Source organism: Streptomyces sp. NPDC096012, from assembly GCF_040426375.1.
Classification (GTDB): Bacteria; Actinomycetota; Actinomycetes; order Streptomycetales; family Streptomycetaceae; genus Streptomyces.
The window spans coordinates 98622-112225 of the sequence record NZ_JBEOTD010000016.1 but is presented as its reverse complement, the minus strand read 5'-3'; the positions used below and the strand labels follow the sequence as shown (position 1 = coordinate 112225).

The 13604-nt window shown below is 73.4% G+C and carries 8 protein-coding genes; 3 read left to right on the top strand and 5 right to left on the bottom strand.

Annotated features, from left to right (window positions below; all coding sequences use genetic code 11):
• Positions 1 to 165: 165 nt before the first annotated feature.
• The 3 genes from ABVB68_RS18040 to ABVB68_RS18030 all read left to right on the top strand — a co-directional run bounded on the left by ABVB68_RS18040 (position 166) and on the right by ABVB68_RS18030 (position 6487).
• Positions 166 to 3108 carry a lysylphosphatidylglycerol synthase transmembrane domain-containing protein gene (locus tag ABVB68_RS18040; RefSeq protein ID WP_353602065.1) on the top strand — a complete coding sequence of 981 codons (2943 nt, stop codon included), beginning with the start codon at positions 166 to 168 and terminating at the stop codon, positions 3106 to 3108.
• 124 nt (positions 3109 to 3232) lie between these two features.
• The gene (locus ABVB68_RS18035) at positions 3233 to 4777 is read left to right on the top strand and encodes an alpha/beta hydrolase (RefSeq protein WP_353602064.1); all 1545 of its coding nucleotides are present in this window, start codon (positions 3233 to 3235) and stop codon (positions 4775 to 4777) included.
• Positions 4778 to 4927: 150 nt separating this feature from the next.
• Positions 4928 to 6487 carry an alpha/beta hydrolase gene (locus ABVB68_RS18030; protein WP_353602063.1) on the top strand — a complete coding sequence of 520 codons (1560 nt, stop codon included), beginning with the start codon at positions 4928 to 4930 and terminating at the stop codon, positions 6485 to 6487.
• 176 nt (positions 6488 to 6663) lie between these two features.
• Here the strand turns inward: ABVB68_RS18030 and moeZ are convergent, their stop codons facing one another.
• The 5 genes from moeZ to ABVB68_RS18005 form a co-directional block, all read right to left on the bottom strand.
• Positions 6664 to 7842 (bottom strand): adenylyltransferase/sulfurtransferase MoeZ, encoded by a 1179-nt coding sequence (gene moeZ, locus ABVB68_RS18025; protein ID WP_353602062.1) that lies wholly within the window; start codon positions 7840 to 7842, stop codon positions 6664 to 6666.
• 63 nt (positions 7843 to 7905) lie between these two features.
• A complete protein-coding gene (locus ABVB68_RS18020; RefSeq protein WP_353602061.1) occupies positions 7906 to 8655 on the bottom strand; it encodes a spherulation-specific family 4 protein in 750 nt (249 codons plus the stop codon).
• On the bottom strand, positions 8643 to 9602 hold the full coding sequence (locus tag ABVB68_RS18015) for an NAD-dependent epimerase/dehydratase family protein (protein WP_353602060.1): 960 nt from the start codon (positions 9600 to 9602) through the stop codon (positions 8643 to 8645). The genes ABVB68_RS18020 and ABVB68_RS18015 overlap by 13 nt, the downstream gene beginning before the upstream one ends.
• Before the next feature lie 240 nt (positions 9603 to 9842).
• Complete coding sequence (locus ABVB68_RS18010; RefSeq protein ID WP_503006155.1) at positions 9843 to 10940, bottom strand: hypothetical protein; 1098 nt, start codon at positions 10938 to 10940, stop codon at positions 9843 to 9845.
• Positions 10941 to 11584: 644 nt separating this feature from the next.
• A complete protein-coding gene (locus tag ABVB68_RS18005; RefSeq protein ID WP_353602058.1) occupies positions 11585 to 13438 on the bottom strand; it encodes a glycosyltransferase in 1854 nt (617 codons plus the stop codon).
• Positions 13439 to 13604 lie beyond the last annotated feature (166 nt).

The following is a 13604-nucleotide window of genomic DNA, read 5'->3' as shown; positions in this document are numbered from 1 at the left end:
CACCGACATCCGGCCGCCGGCCGCCCGCACCGGTCCTCTCGCCCCTTGGCGGCGATTCCGGCAGACTGTGCGCCCGCGCACACGCACCCTGATGGCCGGGTGTGCCGGTGGAGCATGCCACCATCGTGCGGGCGGTGACCGGTGATACGAGACCAAGAAGAGCAGATGAAGCGGCAGGGCGTGCACCCCGACGGCGCGGCGGGCACCCCTGAGGGCACCGCACGTCCCGAGACCGATCGCCCGCACGAGGGCGGCACCGACGCGCACCACGCGGACGCCGGTCCGCACCAGGGCGACGCCACGGACCCACGTGGAAGCGACGACCGGACGCGCGCGCGGGAGGACGGCGGCGCGACTCATGAGGACCACCGCTCGGACGCGCGCGGGGACGATCACGACGCACGCGCGGATGAGGACGATCACGGCTCACGCGCGCGTGAGGACGGCGACGACGCAGGCAAGGGGGCGCACATGCCGAAGACCCCGCCCCCCGGCCACGGTCCCGGCGGCGACCCGCACGCCGAGGAGGTCGAGGGCGACGAGCCGCTGCTCCCCGCACGCGTGCACCGCCCCTCCGATCTCATGCGGCTCCTGGTGGGCGTGCTCGCCATCGGCGTGCTGCTCGCGGTCGCGGCGTTCGCGCACGGCACCACCTCGGGCCTCGAACAGGACATCAACAAGGGCACCGGGCAGGCCCCGGACCTGCTCATCAAGATCGCGGGGCTGGCGTCGAGCATCGCCATCCTCCTGGTCCCGGTCGCCTTCGCGATCGAACGGCTGATCAAACGGGACGGGCTGCGCATCGCCGACGGCGTCCTGGCGGCCGTCCTCGCCCACGGAGTCACCCTCGCCACCGATCTGTGGGTCGCGCAGGCCGCCCCGGACTCGATCCAGGAGGCGCTCACCCAGCCCTCGCCGGGCGACATCCACGCCCTGACCGACCCGGTGCACGGCTATCTGGCGCCCGTCATCGCCTACATGACGGCCGTCGGCATGTCCCGGCGGCCCCGATGGCGTGCGGTGCTGTGGATCGTGCTGCTGCTCGACGCGTTCTCGATGCTCGTCACCGGCTACACGACGCCCTTCTCGATCATCCTGACGGTGCTGATCGGCTGGACCGTCGCCTACGGCACCCTGTACGCGGTCGGCTCCCCCAACGTCCGCCCCACCGGGCAGACCCTGATGGCGGGTCTCCGGCACGTCGGCTTCCACCCGGTCAGCACCTCCCGCGAGGAGGCCGTCGAGACGGAGAACGGCGACCGCGGCCGGCGCTACTTCGTCACCCTGGAGGACGGGCCGCCGCTGGACGTCACGGTCGTCGACCGGGAACAGCAGGCGCAGGGCTTCTTCTACCGCGCCTGGCGCAATCTGACGCTGCGCGGCTTCGCCACCCGCTCCAGTCTCCAGTCGCTGCGGCAGGCCCTGGAGCAGGAGGCCCTGCTGGCGTACGCGGCGATCGCGGCCGGCGCCAACGCACCCAAACTGATCGCCACCTCCGAGCTCGGCCCCGACGCGGTCATGCTCGTCTACGAGCACACCGGCGGCCGCACGCTGGACTCGCTGGCCGACGAGGACGTCACCGACGAGCTGCTGCGCAAGACCTGGCAGCAGGTGCAGGCGCTGCAGTCGCGGCGGATCGCGCACCGCAGGCTGGCCGGAGACGCGATTCTGGTGGATCGTTCCGGCAGGGTGATCCTCACCGAGCTGCGCGGCGGTGAGATCGCGGCCGGCGATCTGCTGCTGCGCATGGACGTCGCCCAGCTGGTCACCACGCTCGCCCTGCGGGCCGGCGCCGAACGGGCGGTGGCCTCCGCGGTCGGCGTGCTCGGCCCCGACGCGGTCGCCGACTGCCTGCCGATGCTCCAGCCGATCGCGCTGACGCGCTCCACGCGTGCGACGCTGCGCCGACTGGCCCGGGAGCGGGCCGAGCGGGAACGCGAGGCCGTGCTGGAGGCGTCCCGGCAGGCCAAGCAAGCCCGCCTGGAGGAGGCGCCGGAGACGGCGTCGCCCGTCCTCGAGAAGCCGGACAAGAAGGCGGTCCGCGCCGAACAGCGCGCGGAGCGCCGGGCCATCGACGAAGCCCTCGAGGAGGCCCGCGAGGAGGATCTGCTCACCCAGATCCGGCACCAGGTGCTGCGGATCCGGCCGCAGGCCCCGGTGGAGCCGGCCCGGCTCGAGCGGGTGCGGCCGCGCACGCTCATCAGTTTCATCGCGGGTGCGATCGGCGCGTACTACCTGCTCACACAGCTCACGCACATCGAGTTCGGCACGCTGTTCGCGCGGGCCCACTGGGGCTGGGTGGCCGCGGCGGTGCTGTTCTCCGCGCTCAGCTACGTGGCCGCGGCGATGGCGCTCCTGGGGTTCGTGCCGGAACGCGTCCCCTTCCTGAGGACGGTGGCGGCCCAGGTCGCCGGCTCGTTCGTGAAGATCGTGGCGCCGCCCGCCGTCGGCGGCGTGGCGCTCAACACCCGCTTCCTGCAGCGCACCGGTGTGCGCCCGGGGCTCGCGGTGGCGAGCGTCGGCGCGTCGCAGCTGTTCGGGCTCGGCTGCCACATCCTGATGCTGCTGTCCTTCGGCTATCTGACCGGTACCGAGAAGACGCCGTCCCTGTCGCCGTCCCGCACGGTCATCGCGGGCCTGTTGACCGTGGCGGTACTGGTCCTCGTGGTCACCTCGGTGCCGTTCCTGCGGAAGTTCGTCGTCACACGCGTGCGTTCACTGTTCGCCGGCGTCGTGCCGCGCATGCTCGACGTGCTCCAGCGGCCGCAGAAGCTCGTCACCGGCATCGGCGGCATGCTCCTGCTGACCGCGTGCTTCGTGATGTGCCTGGACGCCTCCGTCCGGGCGTTCGGCAACGGCACGACCTCGCTGAGCATCGCCAGCGTCGCGGTCGTCTTCCTGGCGGGCAACGCGCTCGGCTCCGCGGCGCCCACCCCGGGCGGCGTGGGCGCGGTGGAGGCGAGCCTCACGCTCGGCCTGATCGCCTTCGGGCTTCCGAAGGAGGTCGCCGCCCCGGCCGTGCTGCTGTTCCGGCTGCTGACCCTGTGGCTGCCGGTGCTGCCGGGCTGGCTGGCCTTCAACCACCTGACCCGCAAGGGCGCCCTCTAGCCACGGCATGACCGGCGGGGCCTCGTGGGAGCACCGCGGGGACGGGCGCGGCGTGCGCGGGGGCGTACCTCGTACGGCCCGCGCCCCGCGCGCGCCTCGGCCCGGGCGCCCCCAGGATGGAGACATGGCGAACCCCTCCCGGCTGCGCGCCGCTGCCCTGACGACCACAGCCGTGCTGCTGTCCGCCCTGCTGGCCGGATGCGGAGACAGCCCGAAGGACGGGGACGTCACGAAGCAGAAGCTGGACTGGAAGGACTGCCCGGCACCGTCCGAGGCGGAGGGCGGCGGCAGCTCACCGTCCCCGCTGCCGAACGGGACGAAGTGGCAGTGCGCCACCATGAAGGCGCCCCTGGACTGGGCGCACCCCAAGGGCGACACCATCGACATCGCTCTGATCCGGGCCAGGAGCAGCGGCCCGGCGAACAGGCGCATCGGCTCGCTGGTGTTCAACTTCGGCGGCCCCGGTGGCAGCGGCGTATCCACGCTGCCCGCGTTCGCCCCGGACTACAGCGCCCTGCGCACCCGCTACGACCTGGTCAGCTTCGACCCGCGCGGGGTGGGCCGCAGCGCGCCGGTGCAGTGCGAGAACGACGCCCAGCTGGACGCCTACTTCCAGCAGGACGCGACACCCGACGACAGCGCCGAGCGGGCGGAACTGCTGAAGCGGACCAAGCAGTTCAACGCGGCCTGCGAGAAGCACTCCAAGCCGGTCCTGCCGCACGTGCGCACCACGGACGCGGCGCGCGACATGGACCTGATGCGCAAGGTCCTCGGCGACGACAAGCTCCACTACTTCGGCATCTCCTACGGCACCGAGCTGGGCGGCGTCTACGCCCATCTGTTCCCCCGGCACGTCGGCCGGGCCGTCTTCGACGGCGTGGTCGACCCCACGCAGAACCCCGAGCAGAGCGCGCTCGGACAGACCAAGGGCTTCCAGCTCGCCCTCGACAACTTCGCCAAGGACTGCACGTCGAAGACCACGGAGTGCCCGATCGGGGCCACCCCGCAAGAGGTGAAGAACCGCATCGCCAAGCTGCTGGGCGATCTGGAGAAGAAGCCGATCCCCGGCATCTTCCCGCGCCAGCTCACCCAGACCGCCGCCACCAACGGCATCGCGCAGTCCCTGTACTCGAAGGACTTCTGGGAGTACCTCACCGAGGGACTGGAGCAGGCGTACGACGGCGACGGCAAGGTCCTCATGCTGTTGTCCGACTCGATGAACGGCCGCTCCGAGAACGGGGAGTACAGCAATCTCACCGCGGCGAACACCGCCATCAACTGCGCCGACGCGAAGCCCCGCTACACGGCGGACTACGTGCAGAAGAAGCTGCCCGAATTCCGCGCCGCCTCCCCGCTGTTCGGGGACTACCTCGCCTGGGGCATGGTCAACTGCACCGACTGGCCGGTGCCGGGCGCCGCTGACCATCCCGTCGTCCGTGCCCCCGGCTCGGCACCCATCCTCGTCGTCGGCAACACCGGTGACCCGGCCACGCCGTACGAGGGCTCGAAGAAGATGGTGGACGCGCTCGGCAAGGGCGTCGGCGTGCAGCTGACGTACAAGGGGCAGGGACACGGGGCCTACGACAGCAAGAACAAGTGCGTGCAGGGGGCGGTGAACGGCTACCTGCTGGACGGGAAGGTGCCGAAGGCCGGCACGGTCTGCTCCTGACGCCCGGGCGACAGCCGCGAAACCGGCACACGTCAAGTAAGTGCAGGTCAGAGGGTTATCCACAGGCTGCAACGGGCGCGAGCCGCTGCGCCTACGATGGCCTGAACGCCCGGCGCGGCACGACGCGAAGGGCCTGTGAGGGGGGTGCGCATGTGGCGATTCCTGCGCTGGACGGCCGCCGCGGCCGCGGCGCTGCTGGTGGCCGGTTGCGGTGGTGGTTCGTCGGGCGGGGACGGAGCCGGGGGCGGGAGCGAGGGCAAGAGCACGGACACGGCTCGTGCGTCGGCATCGGGGCCGAAGCCGTCGGGGGACCTCCCGGCGTCCCTCACCTCGCAGCACCTGGACTGGCGGCGCTGCAAGGCCACCGCGGACTCCCCGGCGCCGGATGGCGACTGGCGGTGCGCGACGCTCAACGTGCCGCTGGACTGGTCGAAGCCGGAGGGTGCGACGATCGGCCTCGCCCTCATCCGCGCGCAGGCGACCGGAGGCGACCGCATCGGCTCCCTGCTCTTCAACTTCGGCGGTCCCGGCGGCTCCGGCGTCTCGTCGATGCCGTACTACGCGGCCACGGTCTCCTCGCTCCGGGAGCGCTATGACCTGGTGAGCTGGGATCCGCGCGGGGTCGGCGCGAGCGAGGGCATCCGGTGCCGGGCCGACCCGGAGACGGAGGCCGCCGAGGACGTGGACGCCACCCCGGACACCCCGCCCGAGGAGAAGGCGTACTTCCGGGACGCCGCCGACTTCGCCGAGGGCTGCCGGAAGGCCGCCGGCCGGCTGCTGGGCCATGTGTCCACCACCGACACCGCACGGGACATGGACGTGATGCGCCAGGTCCTCGGCGACACGCGGATGCACTACTTCGGCATCTCCTACGGCACCGAACTCGGCGGGGTGTACGCCCACTTGTTCCCGAAGCGGGTGGGACGGCTGATCCTCGACGCGGTGGTGGACCCGACCGCGGACACGGTGGGCCACGCCGAGAACCAGGCGCGCGGCTTCCAGAGGGCGCTCGACGACTACCTGAAGTCCACGGGCCAGGACCCCGAGCGGGGCTCGCGGGAGATCGCGGACCTGCTCGACCGGCTCGACACCGAGCCGCTGCCGACGTCGTCCGGGCGGAAACTGACCCAGACACTCGCGGTCACCGGGATCGTGCTGCCGCTGTACCGGGAGACCAGATGGCCGGAGCTGACCGCCGCGCTCCAGGCTGCGCGCAAGGGCGACGGCTCGCGGCTGCTGAGGCTCGCCGACGACTACAACGAGCGGGACTCCTCGGGCCGCTACGGCACCACGTCCCATTCCCAGCGGGCCATATCGTGCCTGGACGACAGGCAGCGGCCGACCGGCGCCGAGACCGAGCGGCGACTGGCCGGGTTCGAGCGGATCTCGCCGGTGTTCGGCGCCTTCCTGGCCTGGGACACGGCCGGCTGGTGCCACGGCTGGCCGGTGTCCGGCCAGTTCGACACCCCGGAGGTCAGCGCTCCGGGCGCGGCGCCGATCCTGCTCGTCGGCAACACCGGCGACCCGGCGACGCCGTACGAGGGCGCCCGTCGGATGGCCGGCGAACTGGGCAGAGGGGTCGGTGTCGAGCTGACCTGGAAGGGCGAGGGACACGGGGCGTACGGCAGCGGCAGCGACTGTGTCGACTCGGCGGTGGACGCCTATCTGCTGGAGGGGACGGTGCCGAAGGACGGCACGGTCTGCTCCTGACGCGGCCGGGCCCGGGCCGCCACGGCAAGGGCCGCCGCGGCAAGGGCTGCCGCGGCGGTCGCTGCAGCAGCGGGGGCTGCCGTGGCGGGGGCGCTGCGGCCACGGCAGAAGCCCACGGCCGCCGAGCTGGTCGGTGCCGTGGGCTTCTGCTCCCCGCCGGCGGGCGGGGAGGGCGGTCAGTAGACCGGCTTGTCCGGTTCGATCTGGTTGACCCAGCCGATGACGCCGCCGCCGACGTGGACGGCGTCGGAGAAGCCCGCGGACTTCAGGACCGCGAGGACTTCCGCACTGCGGACACCCGTCTTGCAGTGCAGGACGATCTTCTTGTCCTGCGGGAGGCCCTCCAGGGCGGTGCCCATGAGGAACTCGTTCTTCGGGACCAGCTTGGCGCCCGGGATGGAGACGATCTCGTACTCGTTCGGCTCGCGGACGTCGATGATCTCGATGCTCTCGCCGTCGTCGATCCACTCCTTGAGCTGCTTTGGCGTGATCGTCGAGCCGGCGGCGGCCTCCTGGGCCTCCTCGGAGACGACGCCGCAGAAGGCCTCGTAGTCGATCAGCTCGGTGACGGTCGGGTTCTCTCCGCACACCGCGCAGTCGGGGTCCTTGCGGACCTTGACCTGGCGGTACTGCATCTCCAGGGCGTCGTAGATCATCAGCCGGCCGACCAGCGGCTCACCGATGCCCGCGAGGAGCTTGATGGCCTCGTTGACCTGGATGGAGCCGATGGACGCGCACAGCACGCCCAGCACGCCGCCCTCGGCGCAGGAGGGGACCATGCCGGGGGGCGGGGGCTCCGGGTACAGGCAGCGGTAGCAGGGGCCGTGCTCGGACCAGAAGACGGAGGCCTGTCCGTCGAAGCGGTAGATCGAACCCCACACGTAGGGCTTGTTCAGCAGCACGCACGCGTCGTTGACCAGGTACCGGGTCGCGAAGTTGTCCGTGCCGTCGACGATCAGGTCGTACTGGCTGAAGATGTCCATCACGTTGTCGGCTTCGAGCCGCTCCTCGTGAAGGACCACGTTCACGTACGGGTTGATGCCCTTGACGCTGTCGCGCGCGGACTCGGCCTTGGAACGGCCGATGTCGGCCTGGCTGTGGATGATCTGGCGCTGCAGGTTCGACTCGTCGACCTCGTCGAACTCCACGATGCCGAGCGTGCCGACGCCCGCGGCGGCCAGGTACATCAGCGCCGGGGAGCCCAGGCCGCCGGCGCCCACACAGAGCACCTTGGCGTTCTTCAGCCGCTTCTGCCCGTCCATCCCGACGTCGGGGATGATCAGGTGGCGGGAGTACCGGCGGACCTCGTCTACGGTGAGCTCAGGAGCTGGCTCGACCAGGGGTGGCAACGACACGGGGACTCCGTTGGTCGGTCAATCACTACAGTTGTTCTCCCCGTAACACTGCCACGGCCTTCTTCATTCCGAGACACCCGTTCCGATGCGCGAGACGATCTCGTCCCAGTAGCCGGGCATGGTCTCCCAGGGGTCCGCGCGGCCGCCCCCGTCGGTGCGGTCCGTGAAGTAGATCGTCGCCGCTCCCTGCCAGCGGGCTATGCGCAGGGCCTCGTCCAGATGGCCCAGGGGCACGCCGTGCACGAAGTGGCAGAACCGGTCGGGCGGATAGTCCGCGGTCCACTCGGCGGCCTGCGACCAGCGGTAGTCGGACCAGGGGCCGCTGAAGGTCACCAACTGGTCGGCGTTCTCCGCGTAACCGGGGTGCGGGTGGCCGCCGTGGCCGAGGACGATGTGGACGCCGTCACCGGTCCCCCGGAGCGTGGTGATCGCGCGCCGGACCTCGGGGAGGGCGGAGCGCCCGGTGGGGCAGCGGTCCAGCAGGAAGCCGTCGACGCGGTACCAGTCGAGGTAGCGGTGGGCGTCGCAGAGCAGGTCGCCGACGGCGCGGGCGCCGTAGGTGAGGTCCAGCCGGCCGAGGACGCGGACGCCCACGTCGCGCAGCCGGCCCGCGGCCTCCAGGCAGTACGGGTCGGGGCGGGTGCCGGGGCCGCCGGCCACGTCGAGGACCACCCAGTCCAGCGGGGTGCCCGGGCGGGCGAGCTCGGCCCACTGGGCGGGGGCGACGAGCGGGTGCGCGTACCCGGGGATGCCGAGGGCGGTGCGCACGCCGGTGCTCGACACGCTTGCGGTGGTGCTGGTCAGATGCGGCATGCCGCCTCCATCCAGATGTCTGCCAGGGATTCTTCGAGGTTGATCCGGGGCCGCCAGCCGAGCCGGTCGCGTGCGGTGCGCACGTCGGCCTGCTGCCAGCTGCCGCAGCCGTCGGGGTACGGGTACGCCATCGGGCTCACGTGGTCGGATTCGACGCGCGGGTGGCCGATGGCGCCGCGCAGGGGGCCGGGCGGGGCGTCGAGCTCGTGCAGGGCGCCGCCGTATCCGGCGACGCGCGCGAGGACCGCGGCGGCGTCGCGCAGCCGGACGGCACGGCCGGAACCGATGTTGATGACGCCCTGTGCGGCGGAGAGCGAGGCGGCGTGCACGGCGCGCGCGACGTCGCGTACGTCCACGAAGTCGCGCTGGACGCCGAGTCCGCCGAGCTTGAGTTCCCCGTCTCCGGACTGCATGGCGCGGCGCATGGCCTCGGCGAGCCGGCCCAGTGGGGAGCCGGCCGGGGTGCCAGGGCCCGCGGGCGAGAAGACGCGCAGGACGACGGCGTCGAGACCGGAGCCGAGGACCAGCTCGGTGGCGGCGAGCTTGCTCACGCCGTACGGGCCGCCGGGGCGCGGTACGGCGTCCTCGGCCGTGGACGAGCCCGGCTGGCTCGGGCCGTACTCGGAGCCGCACCCGATCTGCACCAGCCGGGCGCCGCAGCCGCTGCGCCGCAGGGCCTCGCAGACGGTGGCGACGGCGACGGTGTTGTGCCGGGCGAGTTCGCGGGCGCCGCCCCGGGTGGCGCCCGCGCAGTTGATGACGACCCCGGGGTGCACCGCGTCGAGGAAGCGGGTCAGTGCGCCCGGGCTGCCGGTGGCCAGGTCGAAGCGGACGTCGGCGTCGTCGCCACGGCCGAGCGCGGTGAGCTGTACGGCGGGGTCGGCCAGCAGACGGTCGGCGACGAAGCGGCCGATGTATCCGTTGGCTCCGGTCAGCAGGACCCTCATCGTGCGGCCCCCTGGGTGTGCTCGCCGGCGGTACCGGATGCTGCGAGGGCTCCTGCGGCCGCTCCGGAGGTTCCGGTGGCCCCGGGCGCTCCGGGTCGGGAGGTGGTCATCTGGTGGTCTCCTTCAAGGGGGTGGTACGGGCCTCCGGCCGTGGACCGGGCGCCGCCGGTCGTCGCCCGGTGCCGTCAGGCGCTCCGGGCGGCCGGCGGGGTGGCCCGGGTCGGACCGGCGGCAACCGGTTCACTCGGGTGCTCCCGCGGGTGCGTGGGCCGAGGCCCGGGTGAGCGTGCGGGCGGCGTGCAGCAACAGGGCCAGGGCCGCGGTGCCGCAGGCGAGGGCGGGGACGGCGGTGGCTCCCCAGGCGTTCACGAGGATCCGGGCCGGGGCCGCGAGGAAGGCGCAGCCGGGCAGCCGGGCGGCGAGCGGCAGGGCCAGGACCACCGCTTCCATGGCGGCCGCGGCGCCGAGCGCGACGGCGGGGGCGCGCCGGTGGTGGTGCACCGTGAGCAGCCGGGCGAGCAGCAGCAGGGCTCCCAGGGCGAGCGACTGCGGGTAGGCCGCGGGTTCGCGCAGGACGGTGCCGCACAGCAGGAGCAGCGCCGAGAGCGCGCCGAAGAACAGGGTGAGGGTGCCGAGCAGCAGCGGTTTCGCGGCCGACGTGAAGTCCGCCAGGCCCCGGCTGCCGGCGAGCCTGCGGCGGGCGCCGGCGCTGAGCAGGTGGGCGCTCCAGGCCGCCGGGGCGCAGGCGAGCGTGAGGGCGAGGACGGGCGCGGTGGCGGTGGGCCAGGGGCCTGCCGGGATTCCGCCGGGGAGGGCGTCGGGACCGCCCCTGACGAGGGCGTCGAGCAGACCGTCGCCGAAGAGGGCGTAGGCCAGCAGCCAGAGCGTCCACGCGCGGGAGGCCCACGCCGTGGAGCGCCCGGCCCATGTGCGCCGGGCGCGCGCGCCGGGCGCGCCGGCCAGGGGTCCGTGGCGCAGTGCCGCGCGCGTGGCGAGGGCGACGGCGAGTATGCCGCCGAGGGCCACCGGCAGGCGGGGGTGTCCGTGGGTGAATCGCAGCGCGGCCACGGTGAGCGCGCCGAGCGCACCCGGCAGAACGGTGAGCAGGACCCAGCCGGCGCGGACGCGGGGCGCGGGCAGCAGCTCGGGTTCCGGGCGCGGGTCGCCGTTGCGCGGCACGCGCGCGTACAGCTCCTCGGCGAGAGAGAACACGTCCCGGTGCCGGAAGCGGGCGGCGGTCCGGTCGGTGACCCCGTGCGCCTCCAGACCGGCCGCGATCTCCAGCGGGTCGACGGCGCGCTCGCACAGCTCACGGTGGCGGTGCAGCAACGCTTTCACCGGGTCACCGGCCCCGCGCCGGGGAGCGGGGGCACGTCGCTCCCCGGGCCGCGGATCCGCCGGGCCGTGCGTCGTACGGGCCTCGGTGCCGGACCCGGGTGCCGTGCGGGCCTCGGTGCCAGACCCAGGTGCCGTACCCACCTCGATGCCGAGCCCAGGTGCCGAACCCGCCTCGACGCCGAGCTTCAGTGCCGCACGGGCCTCGGTGCCAGACCCAGGCGCCGTACCCACCTCGATGCCGAGCCCGTAGGCCGCGCTCCCCCCGGCGCCAGACCCAGATTCCGTACCCGCTACGACGCCGAGCCCGTGGGCCGCGCTCGCCCCGGTACCGGGCCCGTGCGTCGCGCTCGCCCCGGTGCCGGGCCCGTCCCCTCGCCGAGTCGGCGTCAAGAGGCCGACGCCGGTCGTGGGGGCGGAACTCGCGGGAGCGGGGGCCCGAGATGTGGAGCCGTCGAGGCCGTCCGCCGCGAGGTCGGCCGTCGCCGGCGGCGCCTCGGACGGCCCGCCTCGCAGCCACTCCCCCGAGCGGGCGTCCCACGGGGCGCCGCCGCTGGGCATCCCGAGTCGGTCCGGAGCAACGGGCTCTCCCGGGGCATGACCATCCCCACGGGCCACACCCTCGAAGCGGTTCTCGGACGCGTTCATCACGCCCCCTCCGCGGCCGCCATCGGCGTCGCGCGTACCGGAGCGGCCGTGGCCCAGCCGGGGAGGCGGCGGGGCAGGACGGAGGCCGTGGGGCCGGTCCAGCGGCCGGGGACGTGGGACTCGGCGGGCGCGGCGAACGGCAGGGGTTCGCCCGCGTCGTCGAGGACGACTCGGCGGACCGGACAGTGCGACACGATCTCGAGGTAAATGCTGTGAAATGCCGCGATGTTCTGCTCGACGGTGAACAGTTCGAGCGCCCGGGCGCGTGCGGCGGCACCGAGGCGCGCACGGCGCTCCGGGTCGCGCAGCAGCGCCACGCACGCCTCTGCGAGCGCCCGGGGGTTGCGCGGGGGCACGACGAGGCCCGTGCCGCCGATGACCTCCACCACCGCGCCGACGTCCGTGGACACCGTGGCCCGGCCGCAGAACATGGCCTCGATCAGGCTGATCGGGAAACCCTCGACCACGCTGGACAGCACCACGACCGCGCCGGACGCGTAGGCGTCGGGCAGGGCCGGGGCCTCCGGGTCGCCGATCTCCGCGAAGGAGACCGGGTTGTCGCCGACGGCGTGCACGCCCTCCGCCTCGTCGGGGAAGAGCTGCGCGGCGAGCGCCCGGCAGTGACGCGAGTAGGCCTCACCCTCGGGGCCGAAGGGAGCGCCGACGATCCGCAGGCGCGCGGTGGGCTCCTCCTTGCGGATCTCGGCGAAGGCGTGCAGGAGCGAGACCAGGTCCTTGGCGGGTTCGACACGCCCCACCCAGACCAGCGTGTCCGGCTCGGAGCGGTCCGGGGACTCGCCGGCCTCGGCGAAGTGCCCGGCCTCCATGCCGGGGTGGACCGTGCGGATCCTGCTCCGGTCGGCGCCGCACCGTTCCTGCCAGCGGCGGGCGTGGGCGTTTCCGGGGGTGAGGATCTCGGCCCGGCGGTAGATCTCGGTGGCGAGCCGGCCGTTGAAGGCCGCGAGCAGCGCGCGCACGGCGGGAGCGGCGGCGCCGGAAACCGGCCGCAGGTAGTGCGAGCGGAGCTGGACGCCGTATTCGGTGACCAGCAGCGGCACGCCGGAGAAGTGGCGGGCCAGCAGCCCGGGCAGGGCGGCGGGGCCGCCGGCCGCGGCATGGCAGAGGTCGACCGTGCCGAGAGCGTCGTCGCCGTACCAGTCGAGGGAGAGGGGGCGCAGGGCGCGTTCGAGATGTGCGGCGACGGCGAGCAGGTCCGGCACGCGCGCCTCGCGCGCCGTGCGCAGCGCGCCGGGGGCGCGGCAGGCCCGTTCCAGGGTGCGTACGGCCGTGTCGGAGCGCAGGGCGCCGACCAGTCCGCCCTCCTCGCGGGCGAGTTCGGCGAGTCCGTACAGCGCACTGCCGAAACGGTCCGCCACGTCGTCGGAGCGGTCGGCTCCCGGGGACCACGGCGCCCCCGAGAACCCGGCAGAGCCCGGGGACGGCGATTCTCCCGAGAACCCGGCAGCCCTCGGGGACCCGGAGAATCCGGCGGACATCGGTACCCCCGAGGACCCCGGAAGCCCCGTGGATGCCGAGGGTCCCGCGTCCGATCCGGGGTCGGCTCCGGCGCACACCGCTCCGACCAGTTCGCCGTAGCACTCGGCGAAGCGCCGGCGCGCGCGCCGACCATGGGTGACCCCGTCGTCCTCGGCCGTCCACAGCGGCGCCGTACGCACCCGGCCGACCTGCGGTGGGAGCGGGATCCAGCCCTCGTCCTCCTGCTGCCGGCTGCGGCTGAGCGCGTAGATCTCGAACTCGTGCTGCGCGAGCCCGCGTACGAGCCGGTCGCACCAGAGTCCGGCGTCACCGCTCGCAAACGGGTAGCCACCTTCCGTAAGCAATCCGATGCGCACTGTGCACCCCCGATCTCCCGTTTGGGGAGCCGCCGTTGTCCCGGCGGCTCGCAGCGGGACGAACGTAAGGCGACATGGCGGTGCGTGCTCAATCACCCACGTGGTTCACGCGAGTCGCGCGCATCGGGGGACCGGCACAGGATCAAAAAGCGCTGACGTCGCGTCA

Excerpts from the sequence above, each read along its gene's own strand:
- ABVB68_RS18040 (WP_353602065.1), top strand. The coding sequence starts at position 166 with ATGAAGCGGCAGGGCGTGCACCCCGACGGCGCGGCGGGCACCCCTGAG.
- ABVB68_RS18035 (WP_353602064.1), top strand. The coding sequence starts at position 3,233 with ATGGCGAACCCCTCCCGGCTGCGCGCCGCTGCCCTGACGACCACAGCC.
- ABVB68_RS18030 (WP_353602063.1), top strand. The coding sequence starts at position 4,928 with ATGTGGCGATTCCTGCGCTGGACGGCCGCCGCGGCCGCGGCGCTGCTG.
- ABVB68_RS18020 (WP_353602061.1), bottom strand. The coding sequence starts at position 8,655 with ATGCCGCATCTGACCAGCACCACCGCAAGCGTGTCGAGCACCGGCGTG.
- ABVB68_RS18015 (WP_353602060.1), bottom strand. The coding sequence starts at position 9,602 with ATGAGGGTCCTGCTGACCGGAGCCAACGGATACATCGGCCGCTTCGTC.